A 19,316-nucleotide genomic window follows, 5' to 3' on the forward strand; every position below is an offset into this window, starting at 1 on the left:
ACGACCTTTTTATATGCCATAATTTTGCGTTCCAGGAGACGGTCCTTCGGCTTAGGTCAGTGCGCCTTCCTGCTTTTTAAAGAACGTACGCAGCGCCTGGTAGACCTCGCCCTTTTCCTTGATGACGTAATACATGAACTGGTCGAGCTTGATATTCCGGTACGCGGACATCAGCGTGCTGCTCCGGTTGTACTGGTTGACCTCCCCGTAACCGAACATGTTGCTGACTTTAAGCAGCTCGCCAATCAGCCGCACGCAGCGTTCGTTATCAGAAGTCAAGTTGTCGCCGTCCGAGAAATGGAACGGATAAATATTGTACTTGGCGGGCGGGTAGCGCCGGTCGATAATTTCCAGCGCTTTCTGGTAGGCGGACGAGCAGATCGTGCCCCCGCTTTCGCCCCGGGTAAAGAAATCTTCTTCGGTGACTTCTTTGGCCTCCGTATGGTGGGCCACAAAGACAATGTCGACCTTTTCGTATTGGCGGCGCAGGAAGCGGGTCATCCAGAAGAAGAAGCTGCGCGCACAGTATTTCTCAAACGTGCCCATCGACCCGGACGTATCCATCATCGCAATGATGACCGCGCTGGAATGGGGAACGACGACGTCCTCCCACGTTTTGTAACGCAGATCGTCGGGGCTGATATGGTGAATTCCCGGCTTGCCGCTGGTGGCGTTGCGCCGCAGGTTTTCCAGGATCGTCCGCTTCTTGTCGATGTTGGACTGCATGCCTTTTTTGCGGATGTCGTTGAACGTGATCGATTCGGTTTCGACTTCCTGCTGCTCTTTCGGCTTCATATTCGGCAGCTCCAGCTGGTCGAACAGCATATTTTCCAAGTCTTCCATGCTGACCTCGGCTTCCATAATGTCCTGGCCGGGCTGGTCGCCGGCTTTTTCGCCTTGACCCGGCTTTTGCACCGGATCCCTGCCCAGCACGTCTCCCACCTGGCTGTCGCCGTCTCCCTGGCCGACATGCTTTTGCTTCTGGTAGTTATAAATGAAACGGTATTCATCGAGGCTCCGGATGGGTACCTTGATGATTTGCTTACCGTCCGACATCACGATGTTTTCTTCTGTGATCAGGTCGGGCAGGTTCTGCTTGATGATTTCCTTAACCTTCTCCTGATGGCGGACCTGATCCTGGTACCCTTTCCGGTGCAGTGACCAGTCCTCCTTGGACACCACAAACAGCGAATGATCGTCTGATGGCATGTTCAGGCACCTCCCATGTTCCCATACTCAGCACAAACTTTGGCTTGTTAAACATTTATATTCACGGGCGGGGATGATATGTGATGACGCAAGAGATAAAATAAGAAGTTTGCCGCACCCAAATATATGAAATTTTGCGAGAATCGCTGCTATGGATGAGATAGGCGTTCCGATGCCGGTGATCTCACTCTGGCTATTGCCAAAAGTCAGCAGTTTGGGCTATAGTGGTTGTGAAATTAAATAGGAATGCGGGTGCTGGATGAAGTCCGGCTGAGATGGCAGCCTTATGCTGCGGACCGTTAATCTGATCCAGGTAATGCTGGCGTAGAGAATATCATTCGAATTGCGGTGCCATTCGTGTATTTCTCGAATGGTTTTTTTGTGTTAACCGGGTAAGAGGGCGCTTTCGCAAAATGAGGGCTTACCCTTCGCGATGATAGAAGCCGGCATGAAATGGAGGGAAAGGCAAAGGAAAGAGAGGAGAAGCAGTCATGGTCGATTTTCGTCTGTATGCGATTACCGGCGAGACGTTCCATCCGGGACGCCGGCTGGTGGACGTGATGGAGCAAGCCATTCGGGGAGGCGCGGATATCGTTCAATTCCGCGACAAAACAAGCGGCAGGGAAGAGCTGCTGCGCAAGGCGGCGGAGTTGCGGGAGCTGACCCGCCGCTACGGTGTTCCTTTTATCGTGAACGATCACGTTGATATCGCGATGGAGGTGGACGCCGACGGGATTCACCTCGGTCAAGGTGATATGCCGATCGCGGAAGCCAGAAAGCTTGTCGGCTCCAAGATCATCGGCATATCCACCCATGCAATTTCGGAAGCGCAGCTCGCCGAAGCGGAAGGGGCGGATTATATCGGCGTCGGGCCGATCTATGCGACGGCTACGAAAGCCGATGTGGTGGATCCGGTCGGTCTTTCGTACATTCGGGAAGTCGCCGGGGTCATCAAGATCCCTTTTGTGGCGATTGGCGGCATCAAGCTGGGCAACGTGGACGAAGTGATCCGGGCCGGTGCGAGCCGCGTCTGCGCGGTGAGCGAAATCGTCGGCAGCCCTGACCCGGAAGCGGTATGCCGGGCGTTCATTCACAAGCTTGAAGGTAGAGGAGGAGCGGCGGATGGAACTGGTCATTAACGGAACAAAGCGGGAGCTGGCGGCCGAGACGGTAGCCGATGTCCTCCGCCTGCTGGGGCTGTCCGGCAGGCCGGTCATGGTGGAAGCGGACGGACAGGTGCTGAAGATCGAGCAGTGGGAGACGACTCCGGTTGTGCCTGGAATGAAGCTGGAGCTGGTCCATTTCGTAGCGGGAGGTTGAGGGGAAAAATGAGCAGAGATAATTGGCAGGTTGGCGGACAGGAACTGTCGTCGCGGTTATTTTTGGGGACCGGGCTGTTCCCCGATCCTTATGTGCAGATGGAGGCGATCAAAGCTTCGGGAACCGAGGTGCTGACGTTCGCTATCCGCCGGATCCATCTCGATTCGGTGGAGGATGACTCCATTCTGCAGCATGTGGAGCCCCAGAAATACATCTATCTTCCCAACACGTCCGGGGCGACAACGGCTGATGAGGCGGTCCGGATTGCCCGCCTGGCGCGGGCTTCGGGACTCAGCGACTGGATCAAGGTGGAGATTAGCGCCAATAAGCGGACGCTCCTGCCCGATCCGATTGAAACGTTAAAAGCGACGGAAATATTGGTCAAGGACGGTTTTACGGTACTGCCGTATATCTCCGACGATCCGGTGATCTGCAAAAAGCTGGAGGATGCCGGGGCAGCCGCGGTTATGCCCGGCGCAGCGCCTATCGGGACCGGCCTCGGCATTCTGAATCCGTACAATCTCGGATTGATCGTGGAGGAGCTGTCGGTCCCTGTCATCGTGGATGCGGGGCTGGGGACGGCCAGTGACGTGGCGCTCGCGATGGAGCTGGGAGTCTCCGGCATTCTGATGAATACCCCGGTGGCCAAAGCCAAGGACCCCGTGATGATGGCCCGGTCGATGAGGCTGGCGGTTGAGGCGGGGCGTTTGGCTTACTTGTCCGGGCGGATTCCGAAGAAGAAATATGCTTCGGCCAGCAGCGGCCTGGAATCGCTCGTCATCGAATAAAAAAGGATGGACAGGGGGGCTGTAACAATGAGCGGAGACATCATCGTCATGGGCGGCGGCATCATCGGATTATCCTGCGCGCTGGAGCTGCGCCGCCGCGGCCTGCACGTCACGCTGCTCGAAAAAGGACCTTGCGGCGGGCAGGCCTCCGGCGCGGCGGCAGGGATGCTCGCTCCGTATTCAGAGAACGTGGAGTCGCCGGACGAGTTCTTCCGGTTGTGCCGCGAGAGCTTGTCGCTGTATCCGCAATGGCAGCAGGCGGTGAAGGACATCTCCGGCGTCTCCTTCGAATATGCCGAAACCGGCAGCTTGTACATCGCGAGGCACGAGGCGGATTTGCTTGCGCTGGAGAGCCGGTTGGAATGGCAGCGGAGCTGGTGCTCCGGTGGCGAAATATTAACGGGGAGCGCGCTGTTCGATGCCGAGCCGGGACTGACCCGCGAGGCAGTTGCCGCCTTGCGGACTCCGGTGGAGAGCCATGTGTATGCCCCGGATTTGACGGAAGCGGTCAAACGGGCCTGCCTGGCCTCCGGCGTGCAGATTCATGAGCATCTTGGCCGGATCGAGCTGGCTGAATGGCGGGAGCGGGTTGCGCTGAGGGCGCAGAGTGGCGAGCGGTTTGAAGCGGACCGGCTGCTGATCAGCACCGGCGCATGGGTACAGGAGATGTCGGAACCCCTCGGTATCCGGATTCCTGTACATCCGATCCGGGGGCAAATTTGCGCCTACACTTGGAACGAGGAGCGCGAGCCGCTTCGGCATCTGGTGTTCACCAGCCAGGGATACCTGGTCCAAAAAGCAAACGGAACGCTCGTGTGCGGCGCCTCGGAGGATATCGCCGGGTTCGACACGTCCGTCACGGACAAAGGGATCCGGCGGCTGACGGAGTGGAACAAGCAAGTGCTGCCTGTTCTTAGTGAGGTGCAGCCGTTTCACCGCTGGGCGGGACTGCGCCCGGCGGTGCTGGACGGCCGGCCGCTGATTGGGCGGCTGGACGACGCCGGCCATATTTTTGTGGCCGCGGGTCATTATCGCAACGGCATCCTGCTCAGCCCGGTCACGGCCGCGCTGATCGCCGATAGCGTGGAGGGCAAGCCGCTGCCGGAGTGGTGTGGAGCGTTCCGGCCGAACCGGTTCGGTGAGGTGCAGGCGGGCGCTTTTTCGGACAAAATAAAGGATTGACGTCGTTAAATATTGATTGTTCTAGCTAATAAAAGTACGGACAATATAAAGTTATTCGTTTGGCATGAAGCACATGGCAAAGCAGGAATGCATTCCTGCTTTGTTTTTTTGTGTCGGGCGTCGCAAAAGCTATTTGCAGCACGTGCATCTTATATATCCATTAAACCCATATAATTGAAGTGATGATGTATTAGTGACAATTAATGACAAATTTTGCGAAAATCCTGTAGTATACTGCAAGTAGTCCTATGCTAAATAGGAAAGAAGTTTCACAGTAATACATAAGGAGGTGTGGCTGCTTAGGGCCACGCGTGGGCAAGCAGTCCCGTCGGTTAAGAAAACATATTTTTTAGCAAGAGAGTTTAGAGCAACACAAGAAGCAGGGATTCAGTTGGTATCAGGTTGTCTGGAACAGTCAGGAAGTCAGGAGGTTACCTGGTAGTCAGTAAGTTAGATGGTACCTGGGTATCGGAAACAGTCAGAAAGTTAGAAGGGATCAGGGAAGTTAAGAGATTTAGTAAATGCAAAGCATCATATTTTAGGAGAACAGGAGCGGAAGAAGTATGTTCAAAGCGATGTTGATGACCATTTTTGCCGGGGCGATGATTCTTGGAACGGCAGGAGCAATCGAGCAGCCGGTGCCGGCCGCAGCGGCGGCGGCTTTTAAGGACGTGTCTGTGTCCCACTGGGCGTATCAGGCCATTAACGATGCGGTATCCAAAGGTTATCTCAAAGGTGATGGCAGCGGAAAATTCAGACCAAACGACCCGGTTACTCGGGCTGAGTTTGCAGCAATTCTGGCCAGGGTGTCGACGAACGAAAACGCTGGCGGAGCAGCGGCATTTTCCGATTTGACCGGGCACTGGAGCGAAAAGGAAGTGAGCGAGGCAGCGGGGAAGGGCTTTTTCAGTCCGGCCGATTATGCAAACGGCTTTAAGCCGGGCACTCCACTGACGCGGGTGGAAATGGCGAAGTGGATGGCCTCGGGACTGGCGGCCCGCGACGGAGAGTACAAGCAGGCGATCGAGGACACGAAGGACACCATCGTTCCGGTGACGGAGTATTACAAGGGCGGCTTGAACAAGGCCGACTATCCATATGTGTCGGTCATGCTGGGAGCGGGACTGATGTCCGGGTACCCGGACGACAGCTTCGGCGGCGGCAAAACGACCACGCGTGCGGAGGTCGCGGTGATTATTCAGCGTTACGAGACGACGCAGACGAAGGCGCCAAGCGCTTTTAAAGGGTTGAATGAAATGCGGGAAGTGGGGACGACGGGGACGAATCTCCGGACGGTGATCCCGGCGTACCAGTATGCTGAGGGTCATGAGCTTAAAACGATTCTGGGCAAGGACGTAAGCTTAAGAAACAATACTGGAAAAGTGAAAATATATCATTATATTTTCATGAGTGGGCTGAGCGCGGACCAAACGGGAAGTATTTATGGGCGGATGTTTGTGGATACAAATAAAATATTTTTTGAAAATTCGTATTTAGTGTTTATAGATTCGTCAGTAATTGCAAACAAAGAAGGTTTTGACTTACGAAGTTATTCAAATGGACTTAAATATCGTCTACAAGGGGGAAGCAGAGTTTTTGGCTCGACTTCAGATAGATTTGGTTACACTACTCTTCCAAGTGAAGGGCCAGTTGATATGTTTAAAAAGGGAGTAGAGACTAGATTTTGGAGTTCATCTTCGGTAGAGAGAAATCTAACGACGGGTAATTCAGAAATTGAAAGTGTCTTTGCAGACGATGGCTCTTATGGCGCCATTTTATTGCAGAAATGATAGTTGGGAGTGGCTATCGAATTGGTTAAGTCCATAAAAAAAACATCAATAATCTTTACTCTTTCCTTAGTAGTGATTGGTTGTCTCCCTTTTAGACATATATACTCCGCTGAAAGTTACCCGTCCGACAGTATTGTTTCTCCTCCCACTGGGCCTCAGATTCGCCAAGTGGTAACAAAATCGGTGACAGCTAAGGCACATGCTAATCCGGGAGTATATTGGTACCAATTAAATGACGGTTCGTTTCAAGCAGATAGAAATGATAATGGAATCACTGATATTGCTGCTATGGGAGGGAAAGACAATGCACCATACCCATTGGAGACGGAAACTGGTGCTAAAATCAATACATTGGACTACTCCCCGAGTGATTTTTTAGATTTAGCCGGTCAACCAGTTCCCAAAGGTGCTGTGGAAAACCTGAAATTGATGAAAGACGGAACAAAGTTTACTGATAGTATTTATTTTAAGCCAGGCACTAAGCATGTACCCAATTTAGTATTTCTCGAAGATAATACAAGTCTCTTTCTGTGGGTTATCACTGGAGGTGAAACATTTACTCATAGAGAGAAACTGGATATCAACAAAAGGCCAAATGGATATCCAAAATTTCTTGTTGAATATGATATCGATCTAGACCTTAAATGGGAAGGCATCGCCAAAGAAATCAAGGAAATGCGGGTGACTCCCGCGAGTGCATCGATGAAACCCGGGGAGAAGAAGAACTTTAAAGCCGAGGTGCGCACGAAGCCTTTCAGCGTGAAAGGAGATACCAGCTTCGGCGATTTCGTTGATGTGACCACCCGAACCGAGACGGTGTGGAGCTCCGACAAAAGCGCGGTGGCGACGGTGGACAGCAGCGGGAACGTGACCGCCGTAAGCAAAGGCACGGCCAAAATCACGGCCATATGGAAAAGCGGCCTCTACTACCTGTACGGCACAGCCACCGTGACTGTCGGCGATGGGGGCGGGGACGGACCGCCGCCGGTCGATCCCCCGGATCCCGAGGTAAGCTGCACCGAGCCGGCGCCGGGTCAATCGATGACCGGCAAATACATGGACCCCGTCGTGACAGCCAAAATCAAAGCTGATGCCCGCGGCAGCGAGCGGTTTGACGTGCTTCAGGGCATTCCGACCTCCGAGAGCCTATACGGCAATGTGCTCGCCCGGAATCACCTGTACCAGGACAAGTTCGTACAGATGACCGGGACGTGTACATATACGGTTAACGTAACCAAGGAGTACACGCTGAAGTGGGATCCGGGCAAGGAAGTGCCGAACGCCGACGGCAAAGGAACGCATATCGAGCCGGATCCGCAGAGCGAGACCGAAAGCAAAACGTATACCTACCAAATTGAGCGGCGGTATGCTTTCTGGAAAATCGATAACCTGGAAGTCTACCAAATCCGCGAGGCGATTCTCGACAATTACGCCCTGCCGGGCGGCCGGATTGCCATCCAGCCGAGTGGTTACAGTCCACCGTATTATGCTGCTGCGACGACTGGAAATTACGATCCGCCTGCTCCGCCTGGAGAGCTTACGGCTGCCGGACAGACGCTGACCGGGGGCAAGTCCAAGCCGGCGGTGCCGAATGACGAAGGCGCCCTAAAAGGGGAAGCGGAGAAAGCCGTCGGCAAAATCCAGGTGACGAATGACTCGCTGGTCTTTAACGGACAGACGATTATGAACAACCAGAAGGTTGAGGAATCCGGCCCGACCCCGTCTCAAATTCCTGAGCCGCCCCAGATCAGTGATAATGTGCTGTACAGCCCGGGAAATCTGATCGATCGCAGCAAAACCAATAAAAAGGATACGCCGAGCGCGGGTAAAATCGAATATGACCTGATGCCGGGAAATATAAACGGCGGGCAGAACCAGGAGTTTCCGATCTACGGCATCAACACCGTGACGGTCCATACGCCTGTGGTCAACTATTCCTCCGTGTCGGACGATGCGGCCCACAACCAGAAAACGAATCCGGACGCCGGCCGGTCCGCCCTGATTCTGGAACGCCCGTTCACGGTCCGGATTCCGACGAGCGGGCAGCATGTCAGCTATCCAGGTTACGGCAACCGGGATTACGCCAAGTATTTCCGCACCAAGCAGGTCAAGTTCCCTTTTGACGTCTATGATGGGAACCGGACCACCTTTATTCCGAAAAATACATGGGTGGACATTCCGGTCGGCCAGATGGACACGACATTTTATTTGCCGGTATGGGTGGACGAAGGTCCATACCAGATCGCGTTTCGCAATATTGCCGAAAATGCCCCGGCCGACTATACGCAGCAAAATGACGCCAATACGAGCCTGGTGCATCATGCCGCATACGATGAGGTGGCGGTTGATGTCATTGGACGGCTGTACGATTTTCATGTGACCGATATTGCCGATTACAATTGGGAGACCGTGTTCCGGTCCCAGAAGGGCAGCGCGATCCAGACGGGCGTCTCCTATTGGGTTGGTCAGAAAGGGATCGATGGCGATCCGCGTGGCAATGCAGCCGTCTTTACGCTGCCGATCCGTCCGGGAAGCAGCCCGCTGCAGGGTTTCAAGAACGTGTCCGTCAAGACCGGGTACCACTTCAAGTTTGATTTTAAAACGAAAGGGAATATGTTCGGCCCGCTGGACGGCATCCGCATTACGCCAACCTTCTATTATGTCAGAAAAGACGGGAAGGCCGTCAACGGCCGCGGGGATACGCGGATTCCGGTGGATCTGTACTACAGCACCAGCTCGAAGCATTTTGTGAAAATCGGCTCGTCCGCGGATCAGGTTCAGCGTTACGTCATCTTAAATGACCGGCTGCGGAACGTGCCCGCGCAGGAGCTGCGGGATACGGCAGGCTACAAGTTTAATCATGGCGGCGCAGCCGGGGGGCAGAACCGGAACGAATACATCAGCAGCTATGTAAACAAGTATACGAAGCAAAAGACGCCGGTCGGGAGCTACAGTCTGCTGCTTCTACCTGAACAGCTGCGGACGTTTCTCAGCCTGAAGGACCCCGTACCCGAATCGGTGGACCGCGAACGTGCTGACGTATCGATCCAGAAATGGTACGGCGAGTACAGCCTGCCGGCCGATCCCTATGTGGTTGAAGCGGGCACGAATGTGGCGGAATACGGGCGCACGCATGGCGGGCTGGACGACAAGTCCCCGATTTTTCTGAAGAACGGCTACATCGTCGTGAACTTCAATATCGAGTCCATTCAGGCGGGCGACTTGAAAAATCCGCATTTGCAGTACATTTACGCCCCGCTGATGAATCAGTGGCAGATGGAGGGCTTTAACCGGAACATCCAGGATGCCTACGGGAACCGGTTTGCGCTAAAAGACGGCGACGTCGTCTTTTACCAGACCGATCAATCTAGCAGGGATGACTTCAGCAGCCAGGTGCCGCATTAACGGAAAGTCAGTATAAAAGGGCTGCCCTTAGGTCAGTTTTGACCTTGGGGACAGCCCTTTTTTTGTGCGCTAAATGTATCAACCTTTGACCGACCCGGCGGCGATGCCCTCCACGATCCGGTTGCTGAGCACCAGGAAGATGACGAGAATCGGCAGGATGCTGATCATCAGCGTCGCCCCGATGGCGCCCCAGTCGGTCGTGTACTGTCCGACGAAGTTCTGGACGCCGACCGTCAAGGTCTTCAGGTTGTCCGAGCTGATGAAGGTGTTGACGAAAATAAACTCGTTCCAGTTATAAATCATGTTGATGATCGCAGCCGTGGCAATAACGGAGAACGTCATCGGCATCACGATCCGGAAGAACATGCGGTTCACGGAGCAGCCGTCCATAATGGCGGCCTCTTCCACTTCCCGCGGCAGCGCGTAATAGAAGCCGAGCAGGATCATGATCGTAATCGGCAGGTTAAAGGCGGTGTAGGACAGGATGATGCTGAGCTGGTTGTCCGTCAGCCCCACTTTTTGAAACAGGATAAACAAGGGAATCAGGGTCGAATGCACCGGGATCATCATGCCCACCATGAACAGGCCGAGGACGAGCGAGCTGAGCTTCCAGCGCATCCGGGTGATCGCAAAGGTCACGAAGCTGGCGAGCAGAATCGTCAGCACGACGGCAATGACGGTGATCAGGACGCTGTTAATAAAATAACGGCCGATATTTCCCTGCTGCCATACGTTTTCATAGTTCTCCCATTTGGGATGGCTGGGGAGGGCGAAAGGAGGAAGATTGAATACCTCCTGGTTATTCTTCAAGGAAAACAAAAGCAGCCATACCAGCGGCAAAATTTGCAGGACCGCTCCCGCAATCAGCACGACATAGAGCAGGCCCGAGCCGATTCTGGCGCCAACAGGCCGGGAAGACCGCATCACGGGAACGGATACGGCCGGACTTGCGGTTCTCATCATAAGCACCTCCTCTTATCAGGAATATTGAATCGTGTCTTTGGAGGCCGTTGCCTTGCGGATCGCCCAGGTGGCGACCATGCAGATGATCAGCAGGAAGAAGCCGATCGCACTGCCGTAGCCGAAATCGAATCCGCGGAACGCCTTTTGATACATATAGGACGCCATTACTTCGCTGGCCCCGTTCGGCCCGCCGTCTGTCATGACGTAGATCAAATCGAAATATTTCAGCGAGCCGACGACGGCCAGCACAATCGTGACTTTGACAACCTCGGAAACGAGCGGCAGCTTGATTCGGAGGGCAATTTGCCACGGATTGGCTCCGTCGATCCGGGCTGCTTCAATGAGCGATGCCGGAATGTTTTTCAGGGCGGCGTAGTAGATCAGGATGTAGAAACCGGCGTACTGCCATAGAATCGGAATGAACAAGGCGTACAGCACGAGCTTCGGATCCGACAGCCACGCAGGGGGATCCTCCACGCCAAGCGACACGAGAAACGTATTGAGGATGCCGTTTGTCGGATGGTAGATTTTCAGCCACAGCTGGGCAATGGCTACCGAAGAGAGCAGCATCGGAATCAAATAGATTTTCCGGAGGAGTCCCGCCCCCTTGATGTTCCCGGCCAGGATCAGTGCAACGATCATATAAACGGCCAGGCTCACCGTCGATAGTACCGCGAATAATAATGAATGGTACACGCTGTTCCAGAATGCGCTGTCCTTCATCAGGCTGGCGTAGTTCTCCATCCCGATAAAACTCATGCTGCTGACGCCATCCCATTTCATCAGGCCGTAGTATCCGGTAAGAACGATGGGAATATAAATGATGGCCATAATCAGAAGCAGGGACGGCAGCACGTATAGGGCGATGATCTTTTTGTTCGACATCACTTTGTCCATAACTAGGAAGCCTCCTTACGATGCTAGTCGGATACGAGAAAAGGACGCCCCGTCGGAGCTCGCCGGTTCGTCCTTTCATCCCCTACCATGACGGTTACTTGCCGGTCTTTAACGCCTCTTCCTGCTTTTTGGCGAATTCCTCCGGTGTGATGGCATTGCCGAGCAGTGCCTGAATCAGGTTGTAATGTTCTTCTGCGGCACCCGGTTTCATTTGTACGTCCAGATAGAGAATGACTTTGCTGGCGTTATTCAGTTCGTTCAAGACGTCAATGAACATTTGCGGCAGCTTGACACTGGAGGTGTCGACCTTTGTTCCTGGGATAATGCCTGCGTCAACCACGGACAACTCACCCCATCTTTTGACGAAGTAGTTGACGAACTTCTTGGCATCCTCTTTGACCTTGGAGTTTTCGGAGACGAACATACCGACGCCGACGCCGCCGACCCAGTCGTTAATGTTCCCCTTGCCGCCTTCGATCGTCGGGAATTTGAAGAAGCCGATCTTGTCCTTGAATTCCTGCGGGATATCCGGATTGGTCGTATAGTTTGGCACTTCCCACGTTCCCATAGCGTACATGGCCGCTTTCTCGTTCATGAATTCGGATTTGGCCTCGTCGTTGGACAGCCCGTTAAAGCCTTTTACAAAGGCATTGCTTTTCACCAAATCCTGGGCTTCCTTGGCGGCCTGGATCAGGCTTGGATCACTGAATGTGCTGCTGGCTACCGCCTGATCCTGCACGTCCGGACCACCGAGCCGGTCAGCCAGGTACATGTACCAGAAGGAGCCGGTCCAGGCGTCTTTCGATCCAAGAGCGATCGGAGTGACTTTGTTATCGTTCAGCGTTTTGATGATATTTTTGAACTCTTCATAGGTTTTCGGCGGCTGCAGATTGTATTTGGCAAAAATCTCTTTGTTGTAATAAACAGGCACGATGTTCAGCTCGACAGGCAGCGCGTATGTTTTGCCGTCCACGGCGTAGGCTTCGGTCGTTCCCGCTACAAATTTGTCTTTCAGGTCGCCTTGAAGCAGGTCGTCCAGCGGGGCGAACATGTTGCCTTTAACGTACGGCTCCAAAAATCCGGCAGCCCATGTAAAGCCGACGTCCGGCAGGCTGTTGGAGGCGGAGAGGACCTTCAGTTTATTTTTGTACTGCTCGTTCTCAAGCACTTCCGTTTCGATTTTGACGTTCGGGTTGGCCTGCTCGTATTCGCTGATGATTTGCTTCGCCAGCTTGTTCTGGGCGGAATTGCTGCCATCCGGCCACAGGTGCATCATTTTGATCGTGACTTTATCACCGGAACCACCGGATGAACTCCCGCCGCCGGCGGCCGTCTTGCCGTCGTCCGAACTGTTTTTACTTCCGCCGCAGGCCGACAGCACGAGTGTCAATGCCAGCAGCAGCATGGATGCGGATAACCATTTCTTTTTCATAAATGCCCGTTTCCCCCTTCGTATCATCGCGAGAGATGTATGCGCTTTCCCTCTGAAGCCAAGTGTAGCATCCCGTATTAGGAGGACATAAGGGCACAGCGTTTGGGTATAGTTCCACTTTATTTGGGTGCTGCCTGACCACCTTTGCGGTAGGCGCCAGGACTTGCGCCTTCGTAGTCCTTGAAGACCTTGTTAAAATACTTGGTTGTCTGATAGCCGACGCGTTCGGCGATTTCCGAGACCGGCAGCTTCGTCTGCAGAAGAAGCTCCTTGGCCTTCTGGATTCGGAGCCGGGTGACATATTCGATGAAGGTCATTTCCATCTGCTCCTTAAAAAGGACGCTGAAATAGCTGGGGTTCAAATGGACGTGATCGGCCACCTCCCGCAGACCGAAGCCTTGATCCAAATGCTGCGACACGTATTGAAGCGCTTCTTGGACCGGCTCTGCCAGCGTATTCACGTCCCCGGTGGCGTCAAGGAGCTTGCTGTCGACCATGCGCTGGATTTTGTTCATCCGCGAGCGTTCCTCCTGAACCTGGAGCGCCTTCTCTACAGCATCGAACAGCTTGTCCTTGCGGATCGGCTTGAGCAAATAATTGACGACGCCCAGCTGGATCGCCTGCTGCGCATACTCGAATTCGGCGTAGCCGGAAATCAGAATAATGGCCGGCTGGGCGGCCGTTGATCCGGATTCCAGCTGCTGCACCAGATTGAGTCCGCTGATCTCCGGCATGCGGATATCGGTAATAAGCAGATCGACCGCCTCGCGCTCCAGCAGGTACAGGGCGTCGCGGCCGTTGTCCGCCGAAATGACGCTGCATGCGCCGTTCCCCCAGGTTTCCAGCATGCGGGTCAATCCTTGTCTCGTTCGGGGTTCGTCATCTACGACTAAAATCGTTTTCGATTTAACCATCGTTATATCTCTCCTGTCTGGATCGGAATGGTTAAGCTTACCCGGGTTCCCCGGTGGATTTGGCTGTCGATCGCCAGCCCGGATTCATCCGGCCGGTCCCCGCCGTAGTAGAGCTTGATCCGCTGCTGGACATTAAAAATCCCCATGCCGGAGCCTTTGAAGGGCGGCGTCATTCCGGTCTGGAGCGCCGTGACGATTCGGCGGAGGTTGTCCTCGTCGATGCCTTTTCCGTCGTCGGTCACCGTGACGACCAGATGCATCTGATCCGCGGACAGGGAAACGCCGACCGACACCTTGCCGGGGCCGATCCGGCCCTCGATGCCGTGCAGGATGGCGTTCTCCACCAAGGGCTGGATCAGGAGCTTTGGCATCGGCACCGATGCCAAAGCCGGCGGCGACGAGATCGACCAGGACAGCCTGTCGCCGAGCCGCATTTTCATGATAAGCAGGTAGCGCTCGATATGCTCGAGCTCATCTTCGAGCCGGACCCATTCCTCCTTGCCCGGCCCGGTGATCGTATAACGGAACAGATCGGCCATCGCCACGACATATTCGGCCAGCTCGTCTTCGTCTTTTTCCATGAGAGACCAGTACAGCGCTTCAAGCGTGTTAAACAGAAAATGTGGATGGATTTGGGCCTGCAGCGCTTTCAATTCCGTGCGGCTCTGCAAAATTTCCTTCTCGTAAACGAGCCCGATCAGCTCGTTCATATGCTCAACCATTTGGTTGTAGGAGTGATTCAGCTCGTTGATTTCAATGGTGGACGAAATTTGCACCGTCGGCTTGAGGCCGCTGAGCCGGGCGCTGCGCATCGTCTTGATCAGGCGGAAGACCGGCCGCGTGATCAGGGTCGACAGCAGGAAGGACAGCAGGATGAACAGGATGCTGCCGATGCCCGCGGAGACCAGGATCGCGGTGCGCAGTACCGAAATGCCGCTTGTGATCGCACTGATTGGCGTCAGGATCAGCAGTGTCCATCCGGTCAAGGCGGACTGCTGCTTGACGAGCATGTACTTTTGTCCGTCGATGGCGACGACCGCGTCGTTCGTATCCACCAGGGACTTGATGCGCCAGGGCGTGACCTGGTCGTCGTTCACGGCGATGAGGCTGTAGTTCCGGTCGGCAAGCAGCATCGTTTCGCGGCCGCCATCCTCGTTCAGCGCCTCGTCGATTTGAAAAATCTCACGGTTCATCCGGATGAGGAGATACCCGCCCGGCCTGAACCATTGGTCCATCAGACTGACGCTGCGGATCGCCAGCACGGAATTCGGATCCAGCGGATCGATCCCGATCCAGACGATGCGCCCCTTTTCCTCGCGGGCGTTATCGATCCACTTCTGGCTGATCCTGCTGTTCAGATGGCCTTCATCCAGCGGGAACAGCCTGCGTTTGCTGCCGCTGTACAGCTCGACCGAGTTGACGCCGTCGGCATAGGTCTGAACGATTTTGATGCTGTTCAGCAAGGACTGGCGTTCCGAGAACGTCGCGTGCCTGCCTGCCGACTCGTTCAGCAGCACCTGCTGAACGTAGGTATTGGTGGCGACCTGAGTGGTCAGGGAATCGATTTGGTTCAGAACGGCCTCAAGCCTTCCGCTCGCCTGAATGGCCGTTTGTTGAATGTGCTTCTCCGCGTTGTTTTTCAGCAGCCTGGAGACTGTATCGAAGTTCACGATCCCCACAACCGACAAAATAATGAGCATCACAAACAGAAAGCCGAAGAGCATTTGGTTCCGGAGCGTGTTGAACCGGTTCAGTTTCGTTCGCATCAGGGTCAACCTTTCTGAACGGAGAGTGGTATGGAAGAGGAATGACATAGTTGAAATGTAACCTAAGTCAGCGGTTTCTGTCATTATCCTTTTTCAGGCGGGCATGGCGTAAAGATGCAGAAAGAGAACGGTTTCTTTTTTACAACTCTTTTGCTAAAATCAGGCTAACTTAGAAGGTAATAGAGGGAAACCTGCCATACACACCTTTGTGAATGCGCTTACAACCGGTGGGTCAATGAGTAAGGAGCGAGGATGATGTTGAACGTACTTTTGGTGGACGATGAGCCGTGGGTTCTTGAGGGCCTCCGGACGATGATCGACTGGAACAAATACGGTTTTCAGGTTTGCGGGGAGGCACAGAGCGGGCCGGATGCGCTGCGGTTCATTCAGGAGCATCGTCCGGAGCTGGTGGTCACCGACATCAACATGCCGGTGCTGAGCGGCATTGAATTGATCGAGCAGTCCAATCAGCTGCTGGCCAAACCACCCAAATTCGTCGTACTGAGCGGCTATGACGACTTTTCGTACGCCCAGGCGGCGATGCGGCAGCGGGTGGCTGAATATCTGCTTAAACCGGTGGATGACGAGGAGATAGGCGAACTGCTCGTCAAGCTCAGCCGGAAGATCGGCGATGAAATTGAAGCAGAGCATCATCAGGCGAAAAAGGAGCTGTTGGCCGTCAGCCATATGATGAACAGGCTGATACAGGGAGAGCACGGCGAAGCCATGGAGGAGCAGATCAAGCGCTCCCTGAAGCTGGAGGGCAATTCAGAATTGCAATGCTTGCTGGTATGGATAGAAAACGTATTCGATCCCGCTGAGGTAAGTCCGCTGCTGACTCGAGGATTTGAGGGGGAAACAGGCTGTCTTTTTCAGGACGGATGCGGAAGAATGGGATTTGTCGTGCAGTCCGGCGCCTCAGTTTCGGGCCGTCTGCAGGAAGCCGCAATCCAGATTCACCGGGAGCTGACTGAACGGCTGGACGGGCCGGTCATTATTGCCGTCAGCGAGCCGAAACGCAGTCTGCGCTCGATCCGGGAGTTGTATGCCCAAACGGTGGAAGTCGTGGAGCGGAAGCGCTGTTTGGGGAAAAGCGGGGTGTTTTTCTACCAGGAGTGCATCCGTCCGGTAAACCGGGAGCTGCTCCTGCAAACATTCAAAACGCTTCTGGAAACGGTGCAGGAAGGGGATCCGGAAGGCATCACCGCTTGTGTTAGGGAATCTTTCGCATGGATTGCCGCGGGTCCTGTGGAGCTGGAATGGGTGAAGACCCATGTGGCGGATATGGAATGGTCCGTCTGCGGCCTGATCAAGGACCTGAACGGCGACCCGGCCGCTTTGATGAAGGCGCAGGAAAGGCAGCTTGGCACGCTTGGTGAAATCAGGGATTACCGGGCACTTCAGGCCTATATGGAGCGTTTTTGCCTTCAGGCGGGGGCCCTTATGTCCGAACTGAAGCTGAGCAGCGAAAGCAACACCATTTACCAGGTCGTGCAATACGTCGACCGCGAATTCCGCGGAAGGCTGCAGCTGCAGGATTTGGCCCGGCATTTTCATATGAACGCGACTTACTTGGGCCAGCTGTTCAAGAAAACGACGGGGAAGCCGTTTAACGAATACCTCAATGACAAGCGGATCGAAGAGGCGAAAAGGCTGCTCAAGCGCTCCCCGCTCAAAATCTCCGACGTGGCGCTTCAGGTGGGCTACCCGAACACGGACTATTTTATTAACAAATTCAAGATGAAAACCGGCATGCTGCCTTCGGCCTACAAGCAGGATGCCGGAAATTCGCCGGATGGACCGATGGGGGAGCGATGAAATGATGTCCACGCGCAAATTCAAGCTCCGGAAGATCGTCAATGATATTCCGCTGAATTATAAATTTCTGCTCATTTTTATCGTCGGCGTGCTGCTCCCGGTGATCGTCATCAACCTGGTGGTGACGGACCGCCTGTCGGACCTGATCAAAGCGCGGGAGGAGCAGAACCTTGATATCTCGATCGAGCGGGCGAGAAAGGATATTCACGATTTCATCGACGGCGGGGTAGCGGTCAGCCATGCCTTAAGCAGCGATAAGACGCTGTATGAAATACTCGACCGGAAATATGCGAGCCAGATCGATTTTTATGACGCCTTTGACGAGCAGCTGCGCAACCGGGTGACCAGCTACATTCCGGTGAACAACCAAATCGAACGCATCAGCATTTTCACGGATAATCCGACGATCGTCGACGGAGGGAACTACCACATCATCGATGACGAGGTCCGGGCGAGCGACTGGTATAAATTGTGGAAGGACTCGCAGAATCCGGTGTTCGTTGCGGCGTACCGGGCCAACCAAGCCAGCAGCAGCGTGTTTATGGCTCCTTATTTGAGCGTGATCGAGCGGATGGATTATTTTGATAACTACGACCACTATCAGAAGCTGCTGCGAATCGACATCGACCTGAACAAAATTTATGACGTGATTGTCCGGGAAAAAGATTACCTGGATCTTTACCTGGTCAATGAGCGGAACCAAATCATTATGTCGGCCCAGAGCGGATACCAGACCGGCACGACGGACGCGTACCCGGTGTTCAAACTGTCTGCTGAGGACAAGGAACAGGACGTTCATTCGGTCAATATCGGCACCGCCAAATACGTCAAGGGATGGCGGCTGATCGGGATCACCAAGGGTGTGCGCATCACCAATGCGATGAACGAAATGAGATTGTACGTCGGAATCGTTGCAGCTGGGATTACCCTGTTCACGACGGGATTTATTTTCATTATGCTGAGATCCTACAATTACCGCGTGAAGCGGCTGGCACGGCATATGCAGAAGGTGACGAATGAGAAGTTCGACCTGATCCAGATCGACGAGGGGCGTGATGAAATCGGCGGACTCATCCGCAATTTCAACAAGATGACCGGCCGGATCAAGTTCCTGATCAACAACGTCTACAAGCTGGAAATCCAGCAGAAAAACCTGGAGATGGAGCGGGTGCGGGCCGAACTGAACTTTTTGCAGAGCCAGATGAATCCCCATTTTCTGTTCAATACGCTGAATGCGATCCTCGTCGTCTGTACGAAAAACCACTACACGGACGTAACCGACATCATCAAGAGCCTGTCCAAGCTGCTGCGGCGGCTCCTCAGCTGGAAGGAAGACATCGTGACGCTGGAGGAAGAAATTATGTTTATCGACATGTATCTCAAAATCGAGAAGTTCCGGTTCCGTGACAAATTCGAATACCGTTTCGATATCGATCCGGACGCGCTGCAGTATAAAATTCCGAAAATGAGCATTCAGCCGCTCGTGGAAAATGCCTGTAAACACGGGCTTCAGGCGATCGACGGACAGGGCATCGTAACGGTCAGCGCTTACGTTACCGAAGAGCGTCTGCGCATCGTTATTGCGGATAATGGCAAAGGCATGGAGCTGGAGCGGCTCAAGGAAATTAAAAAGGCGGTACAGACCGAAGACGAGTCCGGCGCCAATATCGGCATCCGCAACGTGTACCGGAGACTTGAGCTGTACTATCACGATCAGGTGCGCTTTGATATCGTAAGCAGCCCGCAGCAGGGCACGACCGTATTTTTTGAAATTCCGATCAAGTTTCTAAGCGGTATGGCAGGCTGATCGATCCGTAATACAGGAGGGGAAC

The 19,316-nt window shown here is 54.2% G+C and carries 14 protein-coding genes and 1 riboswitch; of the genes, 8 read left to right on the plus strand and 6 right to left on the minus strand.

Annotated elements, in window-relative coordinates; genetic code table 11:
- Nucleotides 1-51: 51 nt before the first annotated feature.
- Nucleotides 52-1,209: a sporulation protein YhbH gene (yhbH, locus tag IAE55_RS08660; RefSeq protein ID WP_145160244.1), complete on the minus strand. Its 1,158-nt coding sequence runs from the start codon at nucleotides 1,207-1,209 to the stop codon at nucleotides 52-54.
- Nucleotides 1,210-1,447: 238 nt separating this feature from the next.
- Nucleotides 1,448-1,557, plus strand: a riboswitch (TPP riboswitch).
- A gap of 143 nt (nucleotides 1,558-1,700) precedes the next feature.
- On the opposite strand from yhbH, the gene thiE reads away from it, so the two are divergent.
- From thiE to IAE55_RS08690, 6 genes are all read left to right on the plus strand, one after another.
- Nucleotides 1,701-2,348 (plus strand): thiamine phosphate synthase, encoded by a 648-nt coding sequence (thiE, locus tag IAE55_RS08665; protein WP_105441808.1) that lies wholly within the window; start codon nucleotides 1,701-1,703, stop codon nucleotides 2,346-2,348.
- Nucleotides 2,332-2,529 carry a sulfur carrier protein ThiS gene (thiS, locus tag IAE55_RS08670; RefSeq protein WP_089545768.1) on the plus strand — a complete coding sequence of 66 codons (198 nt, stop codon included), beginning with the start codon at nucleotides 2,332-2,334 and terminating at the stop codon, nucleotides 2,527-2,529. Before thiE ends, thiS begins: the two co-directional genes overlap by 17 nt.
- 8 nt (nucleotides 2,530-2,537) lie before the next feature.
- A complete protein-coding gene (locus IAE55_RS08675; RefSeq protein ID WP_105441807.1) occupies nucleotides 2,538-3,317 on the plus strand; it encodes a thiazole synthase in 780 nt (259 codons plus the stop codon).
- Between the two features lie 27 nt (nucleotides 3,318-3,344).
- Nucleotides 3,345-4,499: a glycine oxidase ThiO gene (gene thiO, locus IAE55_RS08680; protein WP_200631744.1), complete on the plus strand. Its 1,155-nt coding sequence runs from the start codon at nucleotides 3,345-3,347 to the stop codon at nucleotides 4,497-4,499.
- Between the two features lie 563 nt (nucleotides 4,500-5,062).
- Nucleotides 5,063-6,289: an S-layer homology domain-containing protein gene (locus IAE55_RS08685; protein WP_200631745.1), complete on the plus strand. Its 1,227-nt coding sequence runs from the start codon at nucleotides 5,063-5,065 to the stop codon at nucleotides 6,287-6,289.
- Nucleotides 6,290-6,964: 675 nt separating this feature from the next.
- Nucleotides 6,965-9,694, plus strand: coding sequence for a DUF5704 domain-containing protein (locus IAE55_RS08690; protein ID WP_234489411.1), 2,730 nt, complete (start codon nucleotides 6,965-6,967; stop codon nucleotides 9,692-9,694).
- Nucleotides 9,695-9,772: 78 nt separating this feature from the next.
- Here the strand turns inward: IAE55_RS08690 and IAE55_RS08695 are convergent, their stop codons facing one another.
- From IAE55_RS08695 to IAE55_RS08715, 5 genes are all read right to left on the minus strand, one after another.
- Nucleotides 9,773-10,618, minus strand: coding sequence for a carbohydrate ABC transporter permease (locus IAE55_RS08695; RefSeq protein WP_397344938.1), 846 nt, complete (start codon nucleotides 10,616-10,618; stop codon nucleotides 9,773-9,775).
- 54 nt (nucleotides 10,619-10,672) lie between these two features.
- Nucleotides 10,673-11,554 carry a carbohydrate ABC transporter permease gene (locus tag IAE55_RS08700; RefSeq protein WP_089545774.1) on the minus strand — a complete coding sequence of 294 codons (882 nt, stop codon included), beginning with the start codon at nucleotides 11,552-11,554 and terminating at the stop codon, nucleotides 10,673-10,675.
- A gap of 94 nt (nucleotides 11,555-11,648) precedes the next feature.
- A complete protein-coding gene (locus IAE55_RS08705) occupies nucleotides 11,649-12,986 on the minus strand; it encodes an extracellular solute-binding protein (protein ID WP_145025376.1) in 1,338 nt (445 codons plus the stop codon).
- A gap of 119 nt (nucleotides 12,987-13,105) precedes the next feature.
- Entirely contained in the window at nucleotides 13,106-13,900 is a 795-nt protein-coding gene (locus tag IAE55_RS08710; protein ID WP_200631754.1) for a response regulator transcription factor, read from the minus strand.
- Between the two features lie 2 nt (nucleotides 13,901-13,902).
- A complete protein-coding gene (locus tag IAE55_RS08715) occupies nucleotides 13,903-15,666 on the minus strand; it encodes a sensor histidine kinase (RefSeq protein ID WP_200631757.1) in 1,764 nt (587 codons plus the stop codon).
- Between the two features lie 252 nt (nucleotides 15,667-15,918).
- On the opposite strand from IAE55_RS08715, the gene IAE55_RS08720 reads away from it, so the two are divergent.
- Nucleotides 15,919-17,484, plus strand: coding sequence for a response regulator transcription factor (locus tag IAE55_RS08720; RefSeq protein ID WP_234489412.1), 1,566 nt, complete (start codon nucleotides 15,919-15,921; stop codon nucleotides 17,482-17,484).
- A gap of 4 nt (nucleotides 17,485-17,488) precedes the next feature.
- Nucleotides 17,489-19,291 (plus strand): sensor histidine kinase, encoded by a 1,803-nt coding sequence (locus IAE55_RS08725; RefSeq protein WP_200632162.1) that lies wholly within the window; start codon nucleotides 17,489-17,491, stop codon nucleotides 19,289-19,291.
- Nucleotides 19,292-19,316 lie beyond the last annotated feature (25 nt).

This window comes from Paenibacillus sp. S28, from assembly GCF_016624415.1.
Taxonomy (GTDB): domain Bacteria; phylum Bacillota; class Bacilli; order Paenibacillales; family Paenibacillaceae; genus Paenibacillus_AQ; species Paenibacillus_AQ favisporus.

Bases quoted from the DNA above. Each gene is read 5' to 3' on its own strand.
- IAE55_RS08695 (WP_397344938.1), bottom strand. From the start codon at position 10,618: ATGCGGTCTTCCCGGCCTGTTGGCGCCAGAATCGGCTCGGGCCTGCTC.
- IAE55_RS08710 (WP_200631754.1), bottom strand. From the start codon at position 13,900: ATGGTTAAATCGAAAACGATTTTAGTCGTAGATGACGAACCCCGAACG.
- yhbH (WP_145160244.1), bottom strand. From the start codon at position 1,209: ATGCCATCAGACGATCATTCGCTGTTTGTGGTGTCCAAGGAGGACTGG.
- thiE (WP_105441808.1), top strand. From the start codon at position 1,701: ATGGTCGATTTTCGTCTGTATGCGATTACCGGCGAGACGTTCCATCCG.
- IAE55_RS08675 (WP_105441807.1), top strand. From the start codon at position 2,538: ATGAGCAGAGATAATTGGCAGGTTGGCGGACAGGAACTGTCGTCGCGG.
- IAE55_RS08715 (WP_200631757.1), bottom strand. From the start codon at position 15,666: ATGCGAACGAAACTGAACCGGTTCAACACGCTCCGGAACCAAATGCTC.
- IAE55_RS08705 (WP_145025376.1), bottom strand. From the start codon at position 12,986: ATGAAAAAGAAATGGTTATCCGCATCCATGCTGCTGCTGGCATTGACA.
- thiS (WP_089545768.1), top strand. From the start codon at position 2,332: ATGGAACTGGTCATTAACGGAACAAAGCGGGAGCTGGCGGCCGAGACG.
- IAE55_RS08700 (WP_089545774.1), bottom strand. From the start codon at position 11,554: ATGGACAAAGTGATGTCGAACAAAAAGATCATCGCCCTATACGTGCTG.
- IAE55_RS08690 (WP_234489411.1), top strand. From the start codon at position 6,965: ATGCGGGTGACTCCCGCGAGTGCATCGATGAAACCCGGGGAGAAGAAG.
- IAE55_RS08720 (WP_234489412.1), top strand. From the start codon at position 15,919: ATGATGTTGAACGTACTTTTGGTGGACGATGAGCCGTGGGTTCTTGAG.
- IAE55_RS08725 (WP_200632162.1), top strand. From the start codon at position 17,489: ATGTCCACGCGCAAATTCAAGCTCCGGAAGATCGTCAATGATATTCCG.
- IAE55_RS08685 (WP_200631745.1), top strand. From the start codon at position 5,063: ATGTTCAAAGCGATGTTGATGACCATTTTTGCCGGGGCGATGATTCTT.
- thiO (WP_200631744.1), top strand. From the start codon at position 3,345: ATGAGCGGAGACATCATCGTCATGGGCGGCGGCATCATCGGATTATCC.